At 69.4% G+C, this 24,414-nt stretch carries 23 protein-coding genes; 4 read left to right on the plus strand and 19 right to left on the minus strand.

Annotated features, from left to right (window positions below; genetic code table 11):
- Genes G406_RS49630 through G406_RS0124650 form a run of 4 tightly spaced genes read right to left on the minus strand, consistent with a single transcriptional unit; the run spans position 1 to position 4,164 of the window.
- Positions 1 to 1,203, minus strand: coding sequence for an MCE family protein (locus tag G406_RS49630; protein ID WP_051342625.1), 1,203 nt, complete (start codon positions 1,201 to 1,203; stop codon positions 1 to 3).
- On the minus strand, positions 1,203 to 2,441 hold the full coding sequence (locus tag G406_RS49635; protein ID WP_051342628.1) for an MCE family protein: 1,239 nt from the start codon (positions 2,439 to 2,441) through the stop codon (positions 1,203 to 1,205). Before G406_RS49635 ends, G406_RS49630 begins: the two co-directional genes overlap by 1 nt.
- Positions 2,438 to 3,289, minus strand: a complete 852-nt coding sequence (locus G406_RS0124645; RefSeq protein WP_037078338.1) for an ABC transporter permease — start codon at positions 3,287 to 3,289, stop codon at positions 2,438 to 2,440. Before G406_RS0124645 ends, G406_RS49635 begins: the two co-directional genes overlap by 4 nt.
- Positions 3,290 to 3,336: 47 nt before the next feature.
- Entirely contained in the window at positions 3,337 to 4,164 is an 828-nt protein-coding gene (locus G406_RS0124650) for an MlaE family ABC transporter permease (protein ID WP_084216443.1), read from the minus strand.
- Between the two features lie 556 nt (positions 4,165 to 4,720).
- Between G406_RS0124650 and G406_RS58510 the strand changes: the two genes are divergently transcribed.
- Both G406_RS58510 and G406_RS0124665 read left to right on the plus strand, forming a co-directional pair.
- On the plus strand, positions 4,721 to 5,515 hold the full coding sequence (locus G406_RS58510) for a GNAT family N-acetyltransferase (RefSeq protein ID WP_156935142.1): 795 nt from the start codon (positions 4,721 to 4,723) through the stop codon (positions 5,513 to 5,515).
- 92 nt (positions 5,516 to 5,607) lie between these two features.
- A complete protein-coding gene (locus G406_RS0124665) occupies positions 5,608 to 6,054 on the plus strand; it encodes a pyridoxamine 5'-phosphate oxidase family protein (protein ID WP_028935819.1) in 447 nt (148 codons plus the stop codon).
- A 70-nt stretch (positions 6,055 to 6,124) separates the two neighbouring features.
- Here G406_RS0124665 and G406_RS49650 read toward each other — a convergent pair whose 3' ends face one another.
- The 14 genes from G406_RS49650 to G406_RS0124735 form a co-directional block, all read right to left on the minus strand.
- Positions 6,125 to 6,721 (minus strand): TetR/AcrR family transcriptional regulator, encoded by a 597-nt coding sequence (locus G406_RS49650; protein ID WP_051342632.1) that lies wholly within the window; start codon positions 6,719 to 6,721, stop codon positions 6,125 to 6,127.
- Between the two features lie 124 nt (positions 6,722 to 6,845).
- Complete coding sequence (locus G406_RS0124675) at positions 6,846 to 7,631, minus strand: crotonase/enoyl-CoA hydratase family protein (RefSeq protein WP_028935820.1); 786 nt, start codon at positions 7,629 to 7,631, stop codon at positions 6,846 to 6,848.
- Positions 7,628 to 8,395, minus strand: coding sequence for an SDR family NAD(P)-dependent oxidoreductase (locus G406_RS0124680; RefSeq protein ID WP_028935821.1), 768 nt, complete (start codon positions 8,393 to 8,395; stop codon positions 7,628 to 7,630). The genes G406_RS0124675 and G406_RS0124680 overlap by 4 nt, the downstream gene beginning before the upstream one ends.
- Before the next feature lie 37 nt (positions 8,396 to 8,432).
- Positions 8,433 to 10,052: an AMP-binding protein gene (locus tag G406_RS49655; protein ID WP_037078341.1), complete on the minus strand. Its 1,620-nt coding sequence runs from the start codon at positions 10,050 to 10,052 to the stop codon at positions 8,433 to 8,435.
- A complete protein-coding gene (locus G406_RS49660; protein WP_051342634.1) occupies positions 10,049 to 11,008 on the minus strand; it encodes an acyl-CoA dehydrogenase family protein in 960 nt (319 codons plus the stop codon). The genes G406_RS49655 and G406_RS49660 overlap by 4 nt, the downstream gene beginning before the upstream one ends.
- Positions 11,005 to 12,168, minus strand: a complete 1,164-nt coding sequence (locus G406_RS0124695; protein WP_028935822.1) for an acyl-CoA dehydrogenase family protein — start codon at positions 12,166 to 12,168, stop codon at positions 11,005 to 11,007. Before G406_RS0124695 ends, G406_RS49660 begins: the two co-directional genes overlap by 4 nt.
- Entirely contained in the window at positions 12,168 to 13,391 is a 1,224-nt protein-coding gene (locus G406_RS49665; RefSeq protein WP_051342637.1) for a cytochrome P450, read from the minus strand. Before G406_RS49665 ends, G406_RS0124695 begins: the two co-directional genes overlap by 1 nt.
- An 8-nt stretch (positions 13,392 to 13,399) precedes the next feature.
- Complete coding sequence (locus G406_RS0124705) at positions 13,400 to 13,600, minus strand: ferredoxin (RefSeq protein WP_028935823.1); 201 nt, start codon at positions 13,598 to 13,600, stop codon at positions 13,400 to 13,402.
- A gap of 50 nt (positions 13,601 to 13,650) precedes the next feature.
- The gene (locus G406_RS0124710) at positions 13,651 to 14,427 is read right to left on the minus strand and encodes an enoyl-CoA hydratase-related protein (protein WP_028935824.1); all 777 of its coding nucleotides are present in this window, start codon (positions 14,425 to 14,427) and stop codon (positions 13,651 to 13,653) included.
- A 23-nt stretch (positions 14,428 to 14,450) separates the two neighbouring features.
- On the minus strand, positions 14,451 to 15,653 hold the full coding sequence (locus tag G406_RS0124715) for an acyl-CoA dehydrogenase family protein (RefSeq protein ID WP_028935825.1): 1,203 nt from the start codon (positions 15,651 to 15,653) through the stop codon (positions 14,451 to 14,453).
- An 18-nt stretch (positions 15,654 to 15,671) separates the two neighbouring features.
- The gene (locus tag G406_RS49670) at positions 15,672 to 17,363 is read right to left on the minus strand and encodes an AMP-binding protein (RefSeq protein WP_064743018.1); all 1,692 of its coding nucleotides are present in this window, start codon (positions 17,361 to 17,363) and stop codon (positions 15,672 to 15,674) included.
- 10 nt (positions 17,364 to 17,373) lie between these two features.
- Positions 17,374 to 18,492: an NDMA-dependent alcohol dehydrogenase gene (locus tag G406_RS0124725; RefSeq protein WP_028935826.1), complete on the minus strand. Its 1,119-nt coding sequence runs from the start codon at positions 18,490 to 18,492 to the stop codon at positions 17,374 to 17,376.
- A gap of 52 nt (positions 18,493 to 18,544) precedes the next feature.
- Positions 18,545 to 19,639, minus strand: coding sequence for a Rieske 2Fe-2S domain-containing protein (locus G406_RS49675; RefSeq protein WP_051342639.1), 1,095 nt, complete (start codon positions 19,637 to 19,639; stop codon positions 18,545 to 18,547).
- A 157-nt stretch (positions 19,640 to 19,796) separates the two neighbouring features.
- Positions 19,797 to 21,353, minus strand: a complete 1,557-nt coding sequence (locus G406_RS0124735) for an aldehyde dehydrogenase family protein (protein ID WP_037078344.1) — start codon at positions 21,351 to 21,353, stop codon at positions 19,797 to 19,799.
- Between the two features lie 200 nt (positions 21,354 to 21,553).
- Between G406_RS0124735 and G406_RS0124740 the strand changes: the two genes are divergently transcribed.
- The gene (locus G406_RS0124740; RefSeq protein WP_156935143.1) at positions 21,554 to 22,204 is read left to right on the plus strand and encodes a hypothetical protein; all 651 of its coding nucleotides are present in this window, start codon (positions 21,554 to 21,556) and stop codon (positions 22,202 to 22,204) included.
- 111 nt (positions 22,205 to 22,315) lie between these two features.
- Positions 22,316 to 23,347, plus strand: coding sequence for a TIGR03617 family F420-dependent LLM class oxidoreductase (locus G406_RS49680; RefSeq protein ID WP_037078347.1), 1,032 nt, complete (start codon positions 22,316 to 22,318; stop codon positions 23,345 to 23,347).
- A gap of 189 nt (positions 23,348 to 23,536) precedes the next feature.
- Here G406_RS49680 and G406_RS49685 read toward each other — a convergent pair whose 3' ends face one another.
- The gene (locus G406_RS49685; protein WP_051342641.1) at positions 23,537 to 24,286 is read right to left on the minus strand and encodes an alpha/beta fold hydrolase; all 750 of its coding nucleotides are present in this window, start codon (positions 24,284 to 24,286) and stop codon (positions 23,537 to 23,539) included.
- Positions 24,287 to 24,414 lie beyond the last annotated feature (128 nt).

Genomic DNA, 24,414 nt, shown 5'->3' on the forward strand with positions numbered 1-24,414 from the left:
TCACTTGTCGTGCACCCCCGGCTGCGGGTTCGTGTCGTGCGGCTGCACGTAACCGATGTGCGGCGCGGAGGACGCGACCGCCTGACCGTCGTAGCGCTCCGGCGGCAGCTCAGGGCCGTGCACGTTCGTCGGCTCCTCGCCCTGCAGCGGCGCCACGTTGTCCCGGCTGCACCGGGGGCTGTTGTCGCTGGGGCCGAACCACGGTGAGTAGTAGGGCTTGCCGTCCGGCCCGCTCAGTCGCAGTCGCAGCTGGCAGACGTTCACGTTGTACGCGGCGCCGCCGCTGGTCAGCCTGCCCAGGCGCAGGTACATGCCGGGCAGCAGACCGAGCACCCGGTCCAGCTCGCCGCCGTAGTCGTTGACGGCCTGGGACGCGCGGCCGAGCTGGGTCAGGGTGTCGTGCCCGGAGCGCAGCGCGGCGGCGACGTCACCGACCTGGTCCGCGAGATGCGCGGTCCTGTCCAGCCCGGTCACCAGCTCCTGGCGGTGGTCGTTGAGCTTGCTGACCAGCTGTTGCGCCGCGAGGAGCGTGTCCGACAGCTGGGCCGAGTGCGCGTCCAGGTTCCCCACGACGGTGTTCAGGTTGCCGATCACGCTGCCGATCAGCTTGTCCTGCGCGGCCAGCGAGCCGGTGAAGGACGCGGCGTGGGCGAAGACCGACTCGATGGTGCCGCCCTGGCCCTGCAGGACGCTCACCAGCTCACCGGACAGCTGGTTGACCTGCGCGGGTTGCAGGCCCTGGAACAGCGGGTCGAACCCGTTGAGCAGCTGGTCGATGTCCAGCGCGGGCCTGGTCCGGTTCACCGGGATGGTCGCGTCGTCGGGCAGTGGCGGCGCGCCCGGTGCGCCGGGGCTCAGGTCCAGGTACTGGTCACCGGTCAGGTTCTTCCAGCGCACCCGCGCCAGCGTCGTGGTGGTCAGCGGCACGGTGGCGTCGATGGTGAAATGCACCCGCGCCTGGCTGTTGTCGTACAGCTCCACATCGTCGATCCGGCCGACCGCGACACCGTTGGCGGTCACGGTGGATGCCGGGCGGATGCCCGAGGCGCTCTGCAGGATCGCCGAGTAGCTCTTCTGCCGGTCGAACCGGATCTGGCCGAACTGCACCCACAGCACCGCCAGGATCAGGGTGCCGAGCACCGCGAAGGCGACGGTCTTGATCAGCGGCGCGGTCACCGCCAGTGCGTTGTCCCTTCTGGCCATCAGCGGCTACCCCCGCTCGGGGACTTCGACATGGACGCCAACGGTGGCAGCGCGTCCGGACCGAACATGGTGACCACGGCGGGCTGACGCGGGATTCGGGGCGAGTTGTCCGGTCTCGGCTGACGCAGGCTGGCCGGGCCCGAGGTGTAGTCGATCTTGCGGGCCTCGTCCGGCCGCACCGAGGGCAGACCACGGCAATTGGGTCCGCGCTGTGGACCGGGCCCTACGGTGGGCAGGTCGTCCGGATACCGGTAGGGGCTGGTGCCGGGTACCGGCTTGGCCTCGAAGCCCGCGCCGCTCTCGGTGAACACGTGCGTGTTCAGGCCGTCGTAGCTGCGCGCCGCGCCGTCAAGGAAACAGGTGAGCGCGGGCGAGTACTCCTGGAGAAGGCTGGTGGTCGGGCGCAGCGAGCTGAGCATGTCGGTGAGCGGGTCGCCGTTGTGCCCGAAGAAGGAGTCGAGCTGTGAGCCGACGCGCTGACCGGCCCGCAGCAGCCCAGGCAGGTCCGTTCGGGGATCGACGAGGGTGGCCGACGTGGTTCCGGCGTTGCGCAGCAGCGTGACGATGTCCGGGGCGGCGTCCGCGTAGACGTCGGCGAACCCGGCGGTGACCGCGAAGTCGCGGCGCAGCGCGGGCAGGTCATGGTTGAGCTTGCCCAGGTAGCCGTCGGCGGTGGTGATGGTCGCGCCGAGCGAGTCGCCGTTGCCGCGCAGCGCCTCGGCGAACGCACCGAGGGTGGCGTTCAGCTTCGCCGGCCGCACCTCGGTCAGCACTCTCATCAGCTCCTGGAAGGTGTCGTTGACCTCGCCCGATACGTGCCGGGCGACAAGCACCGCGCCTGGTCGCAGGCGGTCGGTGACCGGGTTCGCCGGGTACTGCAGCTGCACCGTCTTGTTGCCGAACACGGTGAGCTGGTCGAGGTCGGTGGTGACGTTCGCCGGTAGCTGCTTCGCCAGGGTCGGGTCCAGTGCCAATCCCAACGTGACACCCCGGCCGTCCGGGTTCAGCGCAACGGTCTCGACCCGTCCCAGGTCGACGCCGCGAATCTTCACCCGGTTGCCCGGGTGCATCTGCAGGCCGGCCCTGCCGGCCTGCAGCGTCACCGGGATCGAGGAGGTGAAGGCCTTGTCGTACGCGGCGACGGCCACGGTCGCGGCCACCAGGACGAGCCCGATGAGAGCGACGCCGTACACCTGGTACCGGGTCCGTGACCAGCTGCTCTCCTGGTCGGCGTTCATCCCGAGATCCGCAGCGTGTCCGAGGCGCCGTACAGCGCGGTGGCGATGAGCAGGCACACGGTCATCACGGCGACGAACGAGGCGCGTACCGCCTTGCCGACCGCTTCGCCGACCCCGACCGGGCCACCGCTGGCGGTGTAGCCGTAGTAGGTGTGGATCAGGATGACGACCACGGCGATACCGACCGCCTGGGCCACCGCGTACAGGATGTCCGCCGGCTGGAGGAACGTGTCGAAGTAGTGCTCGTAGACCCCGCTGGACAGCCCGAAGAACTGCACCAATGACAGCTTCCAGGAGACCCAGCCACCGACCAGCGCCATCGCGTAGATCGGCACGATGGTGATCATCCCGGCGGCGACGCGGGTGCTGACCAGATAGGGCAGCGACCGGACGCTCATCACCTCGAGCGCGTCGATCTCCTCGCTGATCCGCATCGCGCCCAGCTGGGCGGTGAAGCCGGTTCCGACCGTCGCGGCCAGCGCGGTGCCCGCCACGATCGGGGTGAGCAGTCGGGGCACGATGATCGCTCCACTGAACCCCGCGAGTGCCTCCAGGTTGAGGTCCGCGAGGCCGTAGTAGACCTGCACCCCACCGTTGAGTCCGGCGAAGAACGTGATGAACAGGGTGATCACCGACGAGCCGCCGATGACGGCGAGCGAGCCCTCGCTCATGCCGACCTCGGCGACCAGCCGAACCTGTTCGCGCTTGTAGTTCTTGACCGACTTCGGGATCCAGGCGATGGCCTCGCTGTAGAAGGCGGCGTGCTTGCCCAGGTCGCCCAGAGCGCGCCACGGGCCGCCGAGCGCGCGTAATGCGCTCGGGCGCGGGGAGCCCACTCCTGGTGGCATGGAGCTGTCCTTTCGAGGGAAATCGGTGATGGCCGGGCCGTGACCGGCTAGTGGCTGACCAGGCCCAGCGAGTACTGGAGCTGGGTGAACAGCGTGTTGACCGGGAACAACGCGATGAAGACGTAGACGACGGTCTCGTTCACCGCCTGGCCGACGCCCTTGGCGCCGCCGCTGGCCCGAAGGCCCCGGTAGGCGCCGATCATGGCGCCGAGCGCGCCGTAGATGGCGGCGCGCACCGTCGCGGACACGATGTTGTCGTTACCGGTGAGGGTGTTCATGGTGTCGATGAAGACACCGGGGCTGGCGCCCTGCAGGAACACCGAGTAGAAGAAGCCGCCGCCGATCCCGATCAGGATGAGCAGCGCGTTCAGGAAGATTGCCATCGTTGCGGCGGCCAGCACCCGGGGGACCACGAGGCGTTGCACGGGGTCGATGCCCAGCACCTCCATCGCATCGAGCTCCTCGCGGATACGCCGGGCGCCGAGGTCCGCGCAGATGGACGTGGCCACCGCTCCGGCGATGATGAACGTGGTGGCCACCGGACCGATCTGGCTGACCGTGGCGAACGCCGAGCCCGCGCCGGCGAGATCGATCGCGCCGAGTTCGGTGAGCACCTGGTTGAACTGGAAGGTCACCAGTGCCACGAACGGGATACCGAGCAGGATGGTCGGCCCGATCGCCACGCTGGCGACGAACCAGCACTGCTGGATGTACTCCCGCCACTGGAAGGGTGGCCGGAACATCGCGACGACGGTGTCCGCCGCGGTGGCGAGGAACCCGCCGACGGGCGCCGCGGCTCGTTCCAGGGTCGTCGGGACGTGACCCGGGAACGGCGTCGCTTCGGCGGGTGTCTCGGTGCGTGTCTCGGGGACCATCCGAACCTCCATCACAGCTTTGTGAACCATTCGGCCCCGCGCGTTCGGGGATCATTCGTCGCTCACTCGGAATTTGGCGACGAATTCATCGGCGGACCATGGGGTGAACCTGGACGGTCGACGTCGAAACGGCGACCGCCGTGTGGAGCCGATCTGTGATGCGTAACGCACTTGCCCGGAGTAAGTTACGGGTCGGATCGTTTCCGACTCAACGATACTCGAATGGGCTAAGAGCGGATTACTGGAGATCAGTTGTCACTGTCGGTGGCAACCGGCTCTGTCGAAGATCGGTACGGTGTCGCGCCAAGATCGTTTCTGCGTGACTGCCGCGCGCGGTGCCTGGGCGCGCGGAACGATGAGCAGTCTCTCAACCGTAGGGTTGAATATCAGCGTCAGATATTGTAGAAATGTCTGTGACCTGCAGAGTTGACGTCCACCTACCGTATGGGTAACGTACTGCTCGGCGACGCGGTCCACTCGTCGTGGTCGCCGCGCCGGCGAGCTGGGGCAGGTGAGGTTCTGCTGAGTCCTTCGGTACCCGGCAAAGGTCGATAAAATGGCACTGAGTAGGGAGACAAAGTGGTCGCGGGTCACTGGCGCAGCCCGCGAAGAGCTAGCGGAAAGTTTGTGCGCTCGCTACGAAGCCGGTGCGAGCATAAGAGTCCTAGCTAAAGCGAGCGGCCGCTCCTATGGTTTCGTTCGACAGATTCTTTCTGATTCCGGAGTAGCTTTTCGGCCGCGCGGTGGGAAATCGACACCGGCTCGGGCCGCGAATTCTACCGACCGAATCTCCACGTCGGGTTCGGTCAGGTCCGGGCTGCCAGTTCTGCGCTCCGGGCGTTGCATTCTGCGCGGGTGGACGTACGAGGACGTGCCCACCGTCGTCGAGGCGGGACGGGATCCGACCATTCCGATGCTGACCACGCTGCCCCGTTCGTCGGGTGAACGGGATGCGAGGGAGTTCGTCGCGCGGCAACGGTGGTACGCCAGGGCGAAGCTGGCCTATCCGTTCGCGATCTGTCTTCCGCACCCGGGCAACCCGGTCTCCGTCGGCGCTGCCTGCCTGTGGCCGGTGCCCTTCGACCCCGCTCGTGCACTGTTGGGCCTCTGGGTGTTGGACCGCTGGCGGCGGAACGGGATCGGGACCGCCGCATTGGTTGCGCTGGCCGGCTGGGCCGTGTCGTCCCTGGGCATCGAACGGCTGGAGCTACAGGTGGATCCGAGTGACCCCGCCGGGCGCAAGGCCGCGGAACATGCGGGGTTCGGCGCCGTGGGAATGGTCCGGCGCGTCGGCCGATCCGACGAAGCACGACCGGAGCGGCTGCTGTTCGCCCTGGTCCGGTCGGCGTGATCGGTGAGCGGACACGCGACTCAGCAGTACCCGGGTACCGGGTTCGCCCGGTTCGACCGCATCGCCAGGACACCGACGACCCCGGAGGTCAGATGAGCAGCCGAACCGCCGTCACCATGTCCGAGGACGAGGTGCGTGCCTTCCTCGAGGAACCGCGCACCATGGCACTCGCCAGCCACACCGCCGACGGCGACATCCACCAGGTGGGCATGTGGTTCGGCCTCCAGGGCGACGCGTTGGTGATGACGGCGTTCCACCGCAGCCAGAAGGTCGTCAACCTGCGCCGCGACCCGCGCTTCTCCGGCCTGATCGAGGACGGTTCCGGCTACGCCGATCTGCGGGGCGTCAACCTGCGCGGACACGCCGAGGTACTCACCGAGTCCGACCGGGTGCTCGACATCGTGCGCATGGTCACCGTGCGCTACGGAGGGCAGATGCCGGCGTCGGCGACCCGGGCCGCGGCCGGTCGGGTGGCGATCATCCTGCGCCCGCATCACGTGACGTCCTGGGACCATCGCAAGCTCGCCGGCGGATACTGACCCCACGCACGCGGGCTGAAGGGTGACCACTCCGACCCCGCTCCGCTGAGCCGGTTCGGCCCGGGCGGTCTCACCGTCCGGTCAGTATTCCTTCGTACAGGTAGCCGATGATCGTGTCCGCGACCAGCTCCGCGGAGACCTGGTCCTCGGCCAGGTGCCAGCGGTGCAGCGAGGAGATCATCGACAACAGCTGGATCGAGAGCAGTCGTTCGTTGACCCTGCGGAACACACCGGCCCGCATCCCTGCCCGGATGACCTCGGTGATCTGTTCGGTGAACTCCGACTCCTTTGCCCGGATGGCCGCGGACTGCTCCGGGGTCAGTGAGGACTCCAGCCACGGGTGTTCCTGGAAGTAGACCGCGATGAAGTCGGGCGCCGAGGAGATCGTGCGCAAGATGGCCTTCACCCAGCCGACCAGCTGCTCGTCGGCCGGCACCTCGGTGTCCACCTGTGCGATGTTCGCGTCGAGCAGGGCGAACGCTTCGAGGTAGATCGCGTGCAGAATGTGCGACTTGGACGGGAAGTAGTAGTACAGGGTGCCCTTGTTGAGCTGCATCACCTCGGCGATGTCGCTCATCGAGGTGGCGTGGAAGCTGACACGGCGGAACAGCGCGGCTGCCTCACGCATCAGGGTCGCCCGCTTGTCCGCGTTGGCGGTCGTCTGCACACGTACCTCCCGGTAAGGCCAGCCGATAGGTTGATAAAGGGCCGGTGCCGTCAGTATATGCCCTGTTCAGTGCCGCTGTCCCGGCCCCATCGATCGGTTGAGTCGACGGGCCGGGACGTGCGGTTCAGGCGCCCGACCAGCGCGGGGCCCGCTTCTGCGCGAACGCGGCGGGTCCCTCCTTGGCGTCGTCGGACGTGAACACCCGACGGACCAGCGGCGCCTGCAGCTCCCAGAACTCCGCGTCGCCGCGCCCGTGCACAGCGCGCACCAGCTCGCGTGAGGCCCGCACGCTCAGCGGAGCGCACCGCACGATCGAAGCGGCCAATTCGATGGCGGCCTCCAACGCCTCGCCTTCGTCGGTGGCTCGGGACACCAGGCCGACCTGGAACGCCCGCTCTCCGTCGATGGGCCTGCCGGTGATGGCCATCTCCAGGGCGACCTGGGACGGGATTCGTTGCGGTAGCCGCAGCAGCCCGCCGCCGGCCGCGAACAGCCCGACCTTGGCCTCCGGGATACCCAGTCGCGCGCCGCGGGCGGCGACGATCAGATCGCAGGCCAGCGCTAGCTCCAGGCCGCCGGCCAACGCGTAGCCCTCGACGGCCGCGATCAGCGGCTTGTCCGCGCTACCGGTACGCAGCAGCTCGCCGAGGCCGTCCGGCAGACCGGACGAGGCGAACGCCTTGAGGTCCATCCCGGAGCAGAACACCCCGCCCGCACCGGTGAGCACTCCGGCGTGCAGGTCCGGCCGGGAGTTCAGCAACGCGACCGCGCGCACCAGCTCCGCGCTCAGCGCTGCATCCAGCGCGTTGCGCGCCGACGGCCGGTTGAGCGTGATGATCAGTACACCGTCGCGTTCCTCGGTGAGGAGAACCTCGGTCCGCCGCTCACCGGTCGCGGTGTCGGCGCTCATCGCGGAGGCAACCGGATCGCGCCGTCCAGCCGGACGACCTCGCCGTTCATGTAGCTGTTGGTGATCAGCTCCATGGCGAGCGTCGCGTACTCCTCGGCGTAGCCGAGCCGTTGGGGGAACACCACGCTGGCGCCCAGCTTCGCCTTGAACGCGTCGGCCTTGTCCCCGGTGCCGTAGATCGGGGTGTCGACCAACCCGGGAGCGATGGTGTTCACGCGGATGCCGTGGATGGCCAGGTCACGTGCCATCGGCAGGGTCATGCCCACCACGCCGCCCTTGGCCGCCGCGTACGGGGTCTGCCCGATCTGGCCGTCGAACGCGGCGACCGAGGCAGTGTGCAGAACCACGCCCTTCTCCCCGTCGGCTCCGGGCTCGGAGCGGGTCATCGCGGCGGCGGCCAGCCTGGCGCAGTTGTAGCTGCCGACCAGGTTGACCCGAACGGCGAACTCGAACTTCTTCAGCGGGATCGGGGTGCCGTCCCGCTCCACGATCCGTTGCGCGGGGCCGAGCCCGGCGCAGTTGACGAGCACGCGCAGCGGAGCGGCGGCCACGGCGGTGTCCACCGCCGACTGCACCTGCTCCTCGTCGCTGACGTCGGCGAGTGCGAAGGTGCCGCCGATCTCGGCGGCGACCTTGCGGCCGTTCTCCTCCTGGCGGTCGAGGACCACCACGTGTGCGCCTCGAGCGGCGAGTGCCCGTGCGGTGGCCGCGCCGAGACCGGAGGCACCTCCGGTGACCACGGCTGACGAGCTGGTTACGTCCATGTGCTGTTCATGTCCTTCTGTCCGATCGGTTCGGGGATCAACGTCTGCGGTCTCGTGCGATGACCAGTCCCAGGGAGTCGAAGTCCCATGCGTCGGTGTTGTCCTGCTCGCGGAGGCGGAACTTCTGCACCCGGCCCAGTGCGTTGACCGGGAGCGCCGGGGTGAACTGCACGTATCGGGGCACCGCGAAGTAGGGCAGCTCGGCGGCAAGGAACTCGTGCAGCTCGGGCGCGGTGAACCGGGCGCCCTCCGCCGTGACGATCCAGGCCTTCAGGTCGTCCTCGCCGAGCGGGGAGGGCACGGCGTGGGTGGCCACGGCGGCGATCTTGGGATGGCGCACGATCGTGGCCTCCACCTCCGCGCAGGAGATGTTCTCCCCTCGGCGGCGGATGGAGTCCTTCTTGCGGTCGAAGAACACCAGGTAGCCGTCCTCGTCGCGGCGCGCGGTGTCACCGGTGTGATGCCACAGTCCCCGGCTGACGGCGACCGTCGCGGCCGGGTTGTTCCAGTAGCCGTCGAACATCACCATCGGTTCGCGTGGCCGGATCACCACCTCGCCCGGCTCGCCGTCCGGAACCGGCTCCTCCTTCTCGTCCACCAGGCGCACATCCAGCCAGGGCACGGGCCTGCCCAGCGAGCCGGTGCGCGCGCTCTGCTGGTCCACCGGGCTCTGGGTGATCGGGTTGCACTCGGTCTGGCCGTAGGCCTCGCTCACCACCGGCACCCCGAAGCGCTGCTCGAAACGCTGCCGTTGCGGCGCCGGCATCGGCGGAAAGATCGAGATCCGCAGCCGGTGGTCCCGGTCGGTTCCGGCCTCCGGTGTCGCCAGGACGGCCATCCCCATCGGGCCCACACCGAACGCCGCGGTCGCGCCGGACTCCCGACACTCGTCGAGGAAGCCGCTCGCGCTGAACGAGGGAAGGAAGGTCACCGGCAGCCCGGCCAGCAGCGAGGCCATCAGAGTCATGCCCTGCCCCGCGATGTGGAACATCGGCATCGCGGTGAGCAGCCGGTCCTCCGGCAGGTACCAGCCGTTCGCGAACCAGCCCCGGGGCAGGAACATGTAGTACCCGTGGCTGAGCACGCAGCCCTTCGGCAGGCCGGTGGTGCCGGAGGTGTACATGACGGCCATCGTGTCCGTGGCGACCACCTGGTTGTCCGGGCAGGGCAGGTCGCCTCGGGTCAGCTCGTCGAACGCGACCGCGTCGAGGGGCACCGGTTCGTCCACCGCGACGAGCATCGCGAGATCGGGCAGGGCCTCCCGCAGTCGTGCGGTCTCGGCCAGGCCCGCCGCGTCGCTGATCATGACGGTGGCACCAGAGTCGGCGAGCTGGTAGCGCAGGAACTCACCCTTGAGATACGGGTTGAGTGGTACCTGGATCGCCCCGAGCTTGGCCAGCGCCAGTACCGACAGCACGCCGTCCCGGTGGTTGGGCAGCATCAGCGCCACCCGGTCGCCCTTGGCTACGCCCCGTGCGGCGAGGGCGCCGGCTACGGCGTCGGTCAGGCGGTCCACCTCGCCGAAGCTGAGCCAGTCGCCGCCGCAGCGGAAGAACGGCCGATCGGGCTCGGTGCGTGCCCAGTGCCGCAACCGGTCGGGAACCGCCCGCCAGCGGTCCAGCTCCTCCAGCTCGACGGGCTTCCAGTCCCTGCTCACGATGCGCTCCTCGATCCGTTGAGCGACAGGCCTCGGCCCGCCAGACGCACGCCCAGTGTCGACTCCACGCCGAACTCCTCGGCGATCAGGAGCGCTCTCTTGTAGTAGCGGTGCGGCGTCGACTCCCAGGTGAAGCCCATCCCGCCGTGTACCTGGATCGCGGTCTCACTCGCGGTCAGCGCCGCCCGGAGTGCGACCAGCGCGGCCGCGTCGGCCTGGTCGGCGGCCCGTTCGTCGCCCTCGGCCCAACACACCGAGGCCAGCAGCGTCTGGCTGAACGCCAGCTCGACATCGGTGTGGGCGTCCGCGAGCAGGTGCTTGACCGCCTGGAACCCGCCGATCGGACGGCCGAACTGGTGGCGGTCCAACGCGTGGGCGACGGCGGTGGACACCGCGGCCCGCCCCAGCCCGCTCAGGTGCGCCGCCGCCAGCAGCCGGGCCTGCCAGCGCCAGTCGCGCACCGCGTCGGCGTCCGCAACGCGTTCCCCCTCGGGTTCGGCATCCACGATGCGTGCCCGGGGCACCGCCGGGTCGACGGAGTCCAGCGGTTGCCAGGTCAGCGTGTCCGACCGCACCGCGAGCGCGCCGTCGGCGTCGGTGACCAGCACCAGGTCGGTCGCGCCGCCGAAGCTCACCACCCGCTCGGCGGAGAGCGTGCCGGTCACCGTCAGTTGCCCGCTCAGCCCCCCTGGCACGGCGGGACCGGCCAGGTCGGCCCAGACCAGCAGTGGTGTGGGTGCCAGCGCCGCGCCGCACTCGCGTGCGACCAGGACCGCCTCCACCGGGCCCAGCCCGCTGCCCTCCGGCTCCGGGTGGCGGACACCGAGCACACCGACCTGGCCGAGCTTGGTCAGGTCGGGTGTCGACGAGGCACGCCACAGCTCGGTCTGCTCCGCGCACACCTCGGCGGTGGTCCGGACGAGGTCGAGCTGGTCGCGGTCGATCTCCAGGTTCATCGCCCACTCCTCGGCAGCGCGAGCAGCCGCTCCGCGATGATGTCCCGCTGAATCTGCGACGTACCTCCGGCGATCTCGGTTGCGAAGAACCACAGCCGCTTGTCCAGCGTCTCCGCCGCCCACTCCGGCTCCGGTCCGCCGAGCCCGGCCACCGCGACCGGCGCGGCCAGCGCGCCCAGCCGGTTGGCCAGCCGGGAGAACCCGAGCTTGAAGGTCGATACGCTGAACCGGGGTGCCTGCCCGTACGCCGAGGCCGAGACGTTTCGGCGCAGCAGCGCCCACGCCGAGGCCAGCTGCGCCTTGACCAGACCGATCTCCTCCTCGGCCCGTCGGTCACCGGCCAGCCGGTGCGCGAGCTGATCGGCGAGGCGGGTGGCGTCGATCAGGTCACCGGTGAACGCGAGCAGCCGCTCCTGGGTCAGGGTGGCCATGGCGACGCGCCAGCCGTCGCCCTCCGCGCCGACGCGGTGGGCGGCCGGGCAGCGGACCTCGTCGAGGAACACCTCGCAGAAGTCCGCGCCGCCGTCGATCGTGCGGATCGGCCGGACCTCGATACCCGGTGAGTCCATCGGCACCGCCAGCCAGCTCAACCCGGCGTGACCGGTCGAACCGTGTTCGGTGCGCACCACCATCTCGCACCAGTCGGCCACGTGCGCGTTGGTGCTCCAGACCTTCTGCCCGGTGATCAGGTAGTCCGCGTCCTCCCCGGACCCGTCACGCACCGCCCTGGTCTGCAACGCGGCCAGGTCGGAGCCCGCGCCCGGCTCGCTGAACCCCTGGCACCACACCTGCTCGCCGCGCAGGATCGGCGGGACGAGCCGGGAGCGCAGCTGACCGGACGCCATGGCGACCAGCGTCGGCCCGGCATGCATCATGCCGACCAGGTTCACCCCGATCCCCGGTGCGCCGGCCGCCGCGGTCTCCTCCAGGAAGATCAGCTGCTCGGCGGCGGTGCCACCCTGTCCGCCGACCTCGACCGGCCAGTCGATACCCGCGAAGCCCGCCTCGAACAGGCTGTGCTGCCAGCCGAGGTCGTAGGCTCGCCGCGCGCGGGCATCCCCTCGGGGCGGGCGCGACGGCAGTGCCGGCACCGCGTCCGCCAACCAGGACCGTAACCGCGACCGCAGCCGTGCCTGGGGCTCGTCGTCGTACAGGTGCATCACGCTCTCGCACCGCCGACCCGGGCGCCCGGGGTGAAGCTGACCAGCAGGTTGTTGATACCCCTCGTGGCGCTGCTGTACCGGGTCGGGGGTTGCTCGATCCGGTAGTCACCCAGCCTCGGCAGGGTCTCCTCCAGCAGCACCTTCAACTCCATGCGGGCCAGCGCGGCACCGAGGCATCGGTGCGCGCCCATGCCGAAGGACAGGTGCCGGTTGGGCTTGCGGTCCAGCCGCACCTCGTCCGGTTCCGGGAACTCGGCCGGGTCGTGGTTGGCCGCCATCCAGCACAGCTGGACCCGGTCACCCTCCAGGATGGTCTGCCCGTGCAGGGTGGTGTCCCTGGTCGTGGTCCGGAACAGGGAGGGCAGCGGGGTGATGTGGCGAAGCAGCTCCTCGATGGCGGTCGGGATGCGCTCCGGGTGCTCTACCAGCATCCGGCGCTGCTCCGGGTGACGGCCCAGGTGGTAGAGCATGTGCGCGCCGCTGTTGGTGGTCGTGTCGAGCCCACCGGACATCAACATGATCATGGCGAGCACGAACTGCTGGCGGCTGATCGGCTCGCCGTCGATCTCGATGCCCAGCAGCAGCGACGGGATGTCGTCGAGCGGCTCCCGGGTGCGTACCTGGTGGAGCTGGTCGAAGTACGCCATGCAGGACTGGATCGCCGCCACGTCCTGGCCGCCGGAGGACATCAGCGTCACCACCCACTGCTGGAACCGCTCCCTGTCGTCCACCGGGATGCCCAGGATCGGGGTGTTCACGATGGCGGGCAGCGGCACGGTCAGCTGCTGGGCGAGGTCGCCGTGCCCGGTCTCGATGAACTCGTCGACGAGACCGTTGACGACGTCGCGGGCGTGCGGCTCGTGGCGGGCGATCGCGGACGGCGAGAAGCGGGAGATCAGCGGGCCCCGGAACAGCGTGTGCACCGGCGGGTCGTACTCGATCGGCGGCAGCGCGGGCATCCCGTGCGCGGGCACCGACACCCCGGAGGCGGAGGAGAACGAGGCGCTGTCCCGCGCCGCGTTCCACACGTCCTCGTAGCGGGTCAGCACCCAGGAGCCGCCGTGGGTCTCGCTGCGGCCCACCGGGCAGCGCTCGCGCATCTCGTGCAGCCGGGGGACCGGGTCCTCGTCGAGACACAGGCTGGTGAAGTGGTCGAAGTCGAGGAACGGGTCGTCCGTCCCGGTTTCGTGACGCTCGTCGTGCTGGCTGGTGGACGTCATCGTCGCCCCTACCTTTCGTCGACGTGGACGGTGATCGCTCGTTCCGGGCAGGCTTGCGCCCCGAACCGGGCCTCCTCGGCAAGCCCGGCAGGCAGCTCCGCGTCAGGCGTGACCGCGAACCCCCGGTCGTCCAGCGCGAACACCTCTGGTGCGTTCGCCTCGCACTGGCCGTGCCCGGTGCACAGGCCGGTGTCGATCTGCACTCTCATTGCGGTCCTCCTTCACCCGGCGCCCGAGCCGGTCGACCTGCTCCGCGCGCTCAGTGCCAGCCCCATCGGGGCGGACGCTTCTCCAGATAGGCCGCTCGAGCCTCGGCGCTGTCGGCGTAGGTGAGCAGCCGGTTGGTGTAGTCCTGCTCGGTGCGGTACGCCTCCTTGAGCGGCAGGAACTCCACCCGGTTCATCGACTCCTTCGCCAGGCGCAGCGCGATGGGGCTCTTCGTGGCGAGCGCCGCCGCCAGCTCACCGGCGGTCGCGGTCAGCAGCTCGGCGGGCACCACGGCGCGCACCGCGCCGAGCCGGTGCAGCTCGGCGGCACTCACCTTCTCGCCGAGGAAGTACATCTCCCTGGCCTTGTGCCGCCCGACCAGCAGGGACAGCTGCGCGCTCGCGCCCAGCAGCCCGACGTTGATCTCCAGGGCACCGAACGTGGCGTGCTCGGCGGCGACGATCATGTCGCAGCAGGCGGCGAAGGCCAGCCCGGCGCCGATGGCCGGCCCGTTGACCGCCGCGACGACCGGCACGGCACAGTCGGTGACCGCCCACAGCGCCTCGCGGGCCACCGTGCCGGGGTCGGTGACCTCCGGCGCCGGCTGCCCGTCGAGGCCGCCGTCGAACCCGTCCAGGTCCGCTCCGCCCATGAACGCCCGGGTGCCGGCGGAGGTGAAGACGGCCGCCCGCACGTCGCGACGGCCGTTCAGCGAGGTGAATGCATCGCGGATCGCCAGCAGCGCCGTCCGGTCCACCGCGTTGACCGGCGGCCGGTCCAGGGTGACCGTCGCGACGAGGTCGGCGACCTCGACCGTCACGGCGCTCACCGTCCGGTCCTCGTGGTGGACACTCACGAGACCGCCGCCAGCAGGTCCTTCGCGATGGCCCGCACCTGGATCTCGTCGGTGCCGCCGAAGATCTGCAGGACCTTGGCGTCCCGGCACAGCTGCTCGACGTGGTTCTCCGCCATGTAGCCGTTGCCGCCGAACACCTGCACCGCCTCCAGCGCGACGTCCATCGCGGCCTGCGCCGAGTACAGCTTGATCGCCGAGGCCTGGGCGAGCGTGGGTTTGGCGCCCTCGTCGGCCATCGCGATGTACTGCAGCACCAGGTTCTCGGTGTTGAGCCGGGCGACCTCCATCTTGGCCAGCTTCAGCTGGATCAGCTGGTAGTCGCCGATCGGGTGGCCGAACTGCACCCTGGACTTCGAGTACGCGAGTGACAGCTCCAGGCAGCGCTCGATGATGCCCAGCGCGGTGGCCGCGACGCTGGCGCGCTCCATCGCGAACGTGGCCTTGGCGCCTCCGCCACGTGACTCACCGGCCGCCTTCGCCGCGCGCGACGGGCCGCGCAGCAGCCGGTCCTCGGCGACGAACACGTTGTCCAGGTACAGCTCGCCGGTCGGGGAGGAATGCAGCCCCATCTTGCGCAGCGGCTTGCTCTGCGTGAGGCCCTCCATGCCGCTGTCCAGCACGAACGTGAGGATCGGCCGCTCACGGGGCGGCTTGCCGTCGTCCAGCTTGCAGATGAACACCAGTGTGTCGGCGAACGGGCCGTTGCTGATGAAGGTCTTCGTGCCGTTCAGCCGCCAGCCCCCGTCCACCACCCGGGCCGAAGCGCGCATCGAGCCGAATGCGTCGGACCCGGAGTCCGGCTCGGTGATCGCCCAGGCGCCGATCTTGTCCAGGGTGAGCAGATCCGGGACCCAGCGGCGTCGTTGCTCGTCGGAACCGGAGCGCAGGATGGCCCCGGCGGTGAGGTCGATGCTCGCGCCCAGTGCGGTGACCAGGCCGGGGGAGTGCCGGGCGAACTCGATCAGCGGGATGATCTTCTCGGCCGCGCTGCGCGGAGGCTTCGGCCCGCCGGACAGGGTAGCCTCGAACCGCTCGATGGCGGACTCGCCGACTCCGAACTCCTTGTAGAAGCGGCGCAGGACCTCGTAGGGCGGCCTGCCCTGGTGCTCCAGCGCCTCGCGCTCCGGGACGATCACCGTCTCGACGAAACGGCGTACCGCGTCGCGGTACATCAGCTGTTCTTCCGACCAGCGCAGCACGTGTGTGGTCCTTCCTGCTCAGCGGTCGCCGGAACCGGTGTGGACCGGTTCCGGACCGCGATTGCCGGTGTGGGTGAGCTGGGCGGCTGCCCAGCGATAGTCGGGTTTTCCCGAGGGCCCGCGTTCGATCCGCTCGGTGAACAGCAGCGCTTTCGGCACCTTGTAGCTCGACAGCCGGGTGCGGCAGAACTCGGTCAGCCGCGCGCTCAGCTCCGCGGCGGCCGGTTGCTCCGCCGCGACCACGAGTGCGGCGACCTCGGCGCCCCACCGCTCGCTCGGTCGTCCGCAGACCAGTGCGTCCGCGACGCCCGGGTGGTCCTTGAGCACCGCCTCGACCTCTTCGGTGTAGACCTTCTCGCCACCGGTGTTGATCGTCATCGAGTCGCGCCCGAGCAGCTGGATCCGTCCCGAGGGCAACAGCCGCGCGCGGTCGCCGGGGATGCTCACCCGCACCCCGGCGACCACCGGGAAGGTGCGTGCCGTCTTGTCCGGGTCGCCGAGGTAGCCGAGCGGGATGCGGCCCAGGGTCGCCAGCCAGCCGGCTCCCTCGTGTCCCGGTTCCAGGAAGCGGGTCAGGTCGGCGGAGGCCACCACGGTGGAGCCGCCCGGTTCGAACTCCGCCGGTCCTGTCGCGTTCGGTTGTTCGCTGTGCTGGCTGCCCTGGATGCCGGACTCCGAGGAACCGATGTTCTCCAGCACCCGAAGCCCCGGCACCAGCTCCATCAGCCGCCGCTTGTTACCCGGGTGCAGCGCCGCGCCACCGGACACGACCACCCGCAGGGACGACACGTCGTGCTCGCCGCGCTCGACGGCCTCGATGAGCGGTCGCGCGAACGCGTCGCCCACGAGGGTCGTCGCGTGCACCCGGTGCCGGGCCACCGCGGTCAGCACCCGGTCCGCGTCGAAGCCGTCGGCCTGCTCGGGGAACACCACGGTGCCGCCGTCGCACAGGGTCTGCAGCGCGGCCCACTGCGCGGCGCCGTGCATCAGTGGTGCGCACGGCAGCACACGGCGCGGCTTCGGCGGCAGCTCGGCGAGCAGCTGCTCCAGCGACTCCCACTCCCGTCCGGTGCGACGGTTGCGGATACCGAGGGTGGACACCGCGACGTCGGCCTGGCGCCACAGCACACCCTTGGGCATCCCGGTGGTGCCGCCGGTGTAGATCATGTAGAGGTCATCAGGCGAGGGCTCGGTGGCGGGCGGTCGTGGTGCCTCGGCGAGCAGCTGCTCGTAGTCGAACGAGCCGGGCAGCGGCTCCGCGCCGGAGCCGTCCTCCACCCGCACCAGCAACGGCCGGTGCGCGAGCTCGTCGACGACCGGACCGAGGGTGGCGGCGAACCGTGCGTGGTACTGGACCACCGAGGGTTCCGCATCACCGAGCAGATGGCCCAGCTCGGCGTGCCGATACCGGTAGTTGACGTTGAACGGCGCCACCCTGGCCAGGTAGGAGCCGAGCATGCCCTCCAGGTACTCCGGTCCGTTGTGGAGGTACTGGGCCAGCCTGTGCTGACCGGCCTGGTGACCGGCCAGCGCGACCCGTTCGGCGGTGACGCGGAGACCGTGCGCGCCCAGGAAGCCGGCGAAGCGGGTCGCGCGGTCGACGAGCGAGCGGTAGGTCAGGACCTTCTCGCCCTGCGCCACGGCCGACCGGTCCGGCAGCCGGGCCGCGACGGCCGCGACGGTGGTGCCCAGGTTGAGCTCGACTGGCATGCCGGCCGCCTCAGTCCAGCACGATGACGCCGCGGACCAGCTTGCCCGCGTGCATGTCCTCGTAGCCCTGCGCGACCTCGTCGAGTGTGTAGGTGCGAGTGATCAGCTCGTCCAGCTTCAGCCGGCCCGCCTGGTAGAGCTCGAGCTGGCGGGGGATGTCCTTGGAGGGGGAGCAGGCTCCGAACAGCGAGCCCTGCAGCCGCTTCTGCGACAGGGTGAGATCCATCAGTGAGATCGGCGGCGCCATCTCGGTGGAGCTGCCGATGCCGGTGACCACCACGGTGCCGGCCTTGCGGATCGCGGTGAACGCCTGGCCGACGTGCTCGCCGGTGGTGACCCCGACGGCCACGACGGCCGAGTCGGCGCCCTGCCCGTTGGTCAGCTGACGGGCGACCTCGGCGGCCTCCTCGATCCCGGAGAACGAGTGGGTGGCCCCGAGCTGCTCGGCCAGCTCCCGCTTGAACCCCACGGGGTCGACGGCCAGCACGTGTGCCGCACCGGCGTGTGCCGCGCCCTGCACGGCGTTGATGCCCACCCCGCCGACACCCATGACGATCACCGTGTCGCCGACCTGGACCCCGGCTGAGTTCACGGCGGAGCCCCAGCCGGTGCCCACCCCACAGCCGAGCAGGCACGCCTTGTCCAGTGGTACGTCCCGGGGGATCCGCACCGCGCTGTTGACGTCCACGGTCGTGTACTCGGAGAACGTGGCGAGCCCGGCCATCTGCCCGACCGGGACACCGTCGAGGTGCATCCGGAAGCTGCTCGGGTCGTGGAACCGGGAGCCGAGCAGAAGGGTGGCGCCGAGGTCGCACAGGTTCTGCATGCCGGAGGCGCACCACCGGCACCGCCCGCAGCCGGGTAGGAACGAGAACACCACGTGGTCGCCCTCGGCGAACCCTCGGGTGTTCGGCCCGACTCCGACGACCACACCGGCACCCTCGTGGCCACCCGCGAACGGGTACACCGCGACCGGCAGGTCCCCGGTGGCGATGTGGTCGTCGGAGTGGCACAGACCGGCGGCCACCATCCTGACCTGGATCTCCCCGGGCTCGGGGTCGGCGAGGTCGACGGCGACGACCTCGTACTTGCCGGGGGCCTGCCGGACGACCGCGGTGCGCGTCTTCATCGTTGAAACGTCCTTCCGGGGTGGGGGACCTGTGGTGGAGGGCGGTCCGTGCTCAGTCCTGACCGGTGTAGACCGGGTTCGGGTAGAACTGGTCGAAGTGCCGCCGGATGAACGCGTAGCGGGTCTGCTCGGCGCGTCCGGTGAAGATGGGTCTGACCCGGTAGGTCATGTTCTGCCAGATGTGGAAGTCGTTGCGGATCTGCCAGTGCTGGGCGGTCATCATCCGGCCGCTGCGTCCCTGAGGTACGTCACCGGTGTCCCCGGGTTCCTTGGTGCCGGTCACGGTGGAGAAGAAGATGCAGTGCTCGTCGTCGACCGGGGTGAGGGTCGGCATGTGGATGCAGACCAGGTCGTCGATGCGGAACCGGGCTATCCCGAGAGAGGCACCCCAGAAGAAGTTGTCGACGTAGCCCTTGACCGGGCCGTTCGGGGTGAGCCAGGACTCCTCGCGGCCGGCGCCGAACACCAGGCGCATGGTGTTGGTGATGAACGGCCCGTCCACCGTGTAGTCGTCGAACTCCGCGTCCAGTCCGGAGCCGTGCACGTACTGGAAGTGGTGCGGGTCGGCGCTGTTCTCGAAGGGGAACTGCGGCTTGGCCAGGTGCGGGCCGTCCACCGTGGTGTCGATCGGGTAGTAGTCCTCGCGGTCGCCGTAGTAGGGCAGGCCCGGCCACTCGTAGGTCGGCGGCCCCCCCGAGTGGTCGAACCACATCAGGATGATCCCGTCCGACTCGCGGACGTGCTTGCGCTCGATGCGGGCGCGCACCGGCTGGGCCGGGCGGTACGGGATGTCGGTGTTCTCACCCTCGGTGTTCCACAGCCAGCCGTGGAACGGGCACATCAGGTTCTCCCCGCACACGCCGCCGCCGAACTCGTTGGGGCTCGGCTTGCCGAGGTGCGCTCCCATGTGCGGGCAGTAGGCGTCGAGCACGGCCAGCTGACCCGATTCGGTGCGGAACACCACCAGGTCCTGGTTGAACCACTTGGCCGGCTTGACCTCACCCGGCTTGATCTCCGACGAGTAGCCGATCACGTACCAGCCGGTGGCGAAGTCGGTGTAGGGCCAGCCCTTCATCCGTTGCGGCCCGACCTCAAGGCCCATCTCGATGCCGCTGCGGCTCTCGTGCCGCAGGTCGAAGGACGTCATCGTGCTTCCTCCAGTGGGACGGGTGACACCGTCGCTCGGCTCTGTACGCCGTCGGCTTCGATGTCGAGATTAGAATCATCAGACGAGCTAGTCAACCGCTCGGTTGAAAATAATATGGCAGTTCTAGGAGTTGATGAGCGTTACTAGCTCGCATCTTTCAACTGACTGGAGGAGAGCTTGGTCCGGCGCTGGACAGTCGGCGGCGCCAGTCGTGCATTCCGAGCAGTCGAACGATCCGGGCGATCAGCCGTGCCCTGCCGGGCCGGTAGGGGTACCAGTGCGGCTCCTTGGTCGGCGTCAGGCGCTCGACCACTCGAGCCTGGGTGCGGCAGTACTTGCGCACGGAGTGGGCTCCACCCAGGCGCGACCCGAGTCCGGACTGCTTCCAGCCCCCGAACGGCAGCGACGCCTGGAAGACCGTGGCCAGCACGTTGTTGACCGAGACGCCGCCGGTCTCCAGCTGCCGGGCGACCCGCTCGGCCCGGTCGGCGTTCCCGCTCCACACGCTGCCGGCGAGGCCGTACGGCGAGTCGTTGGTCAGCTCCACGGCCTCCTGCTCGGATCGCACACGCATCACCGGGAGCGTCGGACCGAACGACTCGTCACGCATGCAGTCCATGCTGTGGTCCACGTCCACCAGTACGGTCGGCGCGAAGTAGTTCCCGGGGCCCGGGCCGCGACTGCCGCCGGTGAGCACTCTCGCGCCCTTGGCCAGCGCATCGCGGACGTGCCCTTCCACGATGTCGACCTGTGCGGATGTGGCCAGTGCTCCGATGTCGGCGCTGAAGCTGTGATCGTCGTCCGTGCCCTGCCGGATCGCCGCGACCTGGGACGCCAGTTTGTCGACGAACTCGTCGTAGACCCGCTCGTGCACATACACCCGCTCCACCGAGATGCATGCCTGTCCCGCGTTGAACAGCCCACCCCACACCGCGCCCGCCACCGCGCGGTCCACCGGCGCGTCGTCCAGGACGATCATCGCGTCCTTGCCGCCCAACTCCAGACTGCACGGGATCAGTCGCTCCGCGGCGCGTACCGCGATCGCTCTGCCGGTGCGTGTGGACCCGGTGAACTGCACCATGTCGACGACATCGATCACCGCGGCTCCGGTCGCCCCGCGTCCGGTGACGCAGTCGAGGACCGCTGGTGCGCCGATCTCCTCCCGCCAGCCGCGCACCGCCTCCCGCCAGGCGAGCGGGGTCACCTCGGACGGCTTGCTCAGCACCGCGGCGCCCGCGCCGAGGGCGAACGGCACGTCGAGCATCGGCATGCCGAACGGCACGTTCCACGGGGTGATCACCCCGACCAGCGGATACGGCCGGGCGCTGACCTGTAGCCGTTTGGTCTTGTTGGCCAGCCCGACGGTGCGTGGGTGCTGATCGGTGAGCCACGCCTCGGCATTGCGGGTGACGTAGTTGATCATGTCGACCGCGATGGTGGTCTCGAAGACCGTGTCGCCCCAGGACTTCCCGCTCTCCGCCTGGATCAGCTCCTGCAGGCGTCGTTCGTTGTCCATGATCCAGTCCAGCCAGGCGAGCAGATGGCGGGAACGCCCGCGTGGACCCAGCTGCTCCCAAGCGGGCTGGGCGGCACGCAGCGCGGTGGCGGCCGCGTGTACCTCGTCCTCGGTCCCGTCCGGCAGCGTGTCGAGCAGTCGCCCGTCGGATGGGCTGCGCACCTCGAAGGTCTGTCCCGTGTGCACCGATGCCGTCATGTCGCCTCCCCCTCTCGTCACCTAACTAATCAACCGCTAGGTTGATAGACTTGGCCAAGTCGAGCACGAGGTCAAGAGTCGAATGAGTCGCAATGCCTGAGTGCGCTGGTAGTAGCGCTCAATTTCAAGCGAAAGCGCTCGCTGCAACGATCGGTTGACAAAATCTGATGTGCCGTAACGTCGAGTGGGAGGTGCGGACAGTGAGCAAGGCGAAGCACACGCTGCGTCCGAGACCGCCGATGACCGGGGAGGGGTCGGAGACGCTCGACCTGGTTGCCTCCGCGTATCTGACTCACGCGGGCGAACCCAGCGCATACAACCGGGTGCACGCATTCACCGTCGGTCTGTCGTTCAACTACGAGCTCGAGGTCACCAAGACGAGGGTGGTGGCCACGGTCCGGGCGATGTTGCGCGACCTGATCGATACCCTGCCCGGCACCTCGCCCGGGGCGCTGGTCGACGCGGCGGCCCGGGCGGTGGTGCGGCGCACCGTGAACACGCTCGGGTGCGTGATCCTTCTGGGTCCGAACGACGAACCGCGTCGTAGCCCGGCGTTGCCGCCGATGACTGAGACCCAGGTGCGGGTGGGGCGGTTGTACCTGCGGTGCCGCGACCAGGATCCCCGCGCCTGGACGGCGTGGCTGACGGTGCTCCACCGCCACATCGAGGAGGGCCACGAGCTGCGCATGCACCTGCAACTACTCGAGATCGTGGCGGAGATCGTGGCGCGAATGCGGCGCGAGCTAGACACCGGGACGGCGGCGGACGCGACCGCCGGTGAGGTGCGGGCACTCGACCACGTGCTCTCGGCGCTGCACCACAAGCTGCGGGATGCCGTTGTCGGCCGGTGACGCCGTGCCGTCGCCGAGCGCAGGTCTCGGCCGGGTGACGTGGGAAGGGCCCGTCGGCGAGGTTCTGTGCAGGCGCCGACGGCCGTGCAGTCAATCGGATCAGGAGGACGGGTGAAGGTCGACGCGACACTTCGCGGGGACGCCGGGGACTGGGACAGGGCGCGCCGCGCGGAGGAACGAGGTTACGACGCCGTCTGGCTCAGCGAGGTCAAGCACGACCCGTTCCCGAGTCTCGCCGTCGTGGCGACCCGGACCGAACGCGTCGGGCTCGGGACCGCCATCGCGTTGGCGTTCGCGCGCAACCCCATGTCCACCGCCATCCTGGCGAACGACCTGCAGCTCTACTCGCGGGGTCGCTTCATGCTCGGGCTGGGCTCCCAGGTGAGGCCGCACATCACGAAGCGGTTCTCCATGCCCTGGTCGGCGCCGGCCGAGCGGATGCGGGAATACATACTCGCGGTGCGGGCCATCTGGGAAAGCTGGTCGGCCGGTGTGCCCGTGGACTTCAGGGGAACGCACTACTCGCACACGCTGATGACACCGATGTTCGATCCGGGGCCGAACCCGTACGGTGCTCCGCCGATCATTCTCGCTGGCGTCGGCCCGAAGATGACCGAGGTGGCAGGCGAGGTCGCCGACGGCTTCTTCGTGCACGGGTTCACCACCGAGCGATACCTGCGGGAGACGACGGTCCCCGCGCTACTCGAAGGGCGCCGAGCGGGTGGGAGCACGGACCTGGCGGGGTTCCAGGTCAGCGGACTGCCCTTCGTGGTGACGGGGGAGGGGACCTCGGAGATCGAGGTGGCCGCCGCGGCCGTACGTAGACAGATCGCCTTCTACGGTTCCACTCCGTCGTACTGGCCGGTGCTGGAGGCGCACGGGTGGGGCGACATCGGACGCGAGCTCAACGTCATGTCGAAACGCGGACAGTGGAACCAGATGGGCGACCGGATCGATGACCAGATGTTGGACGCGTTCGCGGTGGTCGCCCCGCCGGCTGACGTGGCGGGACAGGTTCGTCAACGCTACGGCGACCTCTTCACCCGGTGCGGCTTGTATGCCCCTTATCCACTGCGTCCCGAGTCACTCGAGCTGATCGTGCGGGGCATCCAGGCAGGGAGATCGCCCGAGCGGAGCGTGTGACCGACCGGGGTGCGGACCTGGGGGGATCCGCTGATCCAGAGTCGGCTCCCGGGTCTGTCGGGCATTGCCGGGGACTGTCTGGCTAAGCCGTTCCTACAGGTCAAGCCCAGTCGTGGAGGTCGATGACCGCCATCCGCTGATCGAGAATTTGGACGCTTGCGTGCGCCGAGGTCGAATCAAGCCGATTACTCAATTGCGTGCGTCGGTGGCGGCGATCGTGGTGGCCAGTAGCTGGTCGGCGACGGTCGTTGGATGCGTCAGATGGGACGCGTGGCAGCCCTCGAATCGTACGGGCTGTACGCCGGCACGGTCTGAGTACTTCGGTGTCCACCACTCGTCGCCGAATTCCAGCGACAGGTCGTTCGTCCCGGCGAGGTATGCGATGGGTAGGTCGGCCGGGATCGTGGCCTGTTCCGCTGGCAGGGGGTCGGCCAGGTAGGCGATGGGCTGCGGCCGTAGAAGGCTGTAGGTCAGTTCTTGCACGCGTGGTGGAGCGGTCTGGACGAATCTGTTCCGCCATCGCTCGAAGGGCAGGAGCACACTGGCGCCGTCGGTGGCCTCCGACCTCTCCAGCAGCATCGCCTTGTCCGCTGCTGGCATCGCGTCGAGCATCGACTCGCCGGCGGCTGGAACGAACGCACTCCAGTAGGTCAGCTGGGCGACACGGTCGCGGACCTGATGTGTCGCGGCGGTGGCCGGGTATCCGCTCCAGTCGTGGGCCACCAGCACGGCATCGGTGACGTCGTGGCGGTCGAGCTGGGCCGCCAGCGCGGAAACGGCGTCGGACAGTGATACCGCGCGTGGGTCATCGCCAAAGGACATGCCCGGTATCTCGGGCACGACGACGCGGTGCCCCCGCGCGGTGAGTTCGCGGGCTACCGGATGCCAGGCCCAACCTCCGACCCAGCATCCGGGCACCAGGACGAATGTGTGCGGCACGGTTGCTCCGTTCGTCGACTCGGACCTCGCGAGCCCATGCAACCGGGAGACCACGTCCCCGGTAGGTACAGATTCTGTACCTACCGGGAAGGTGTCAGCGCCTACGATTCGGCCATGGCGAGCACGCC

It is taken from the genome of Actinospineispora spinosispora DSM 44797, assembly GCF_000429025.1.
GTDB lineage: Bacteria > Actinomycetota > Actinomycetes > Mycobacteriales > Pseudonocardiaceae > Pseudonocardia > Pseudonocardia spinosispora.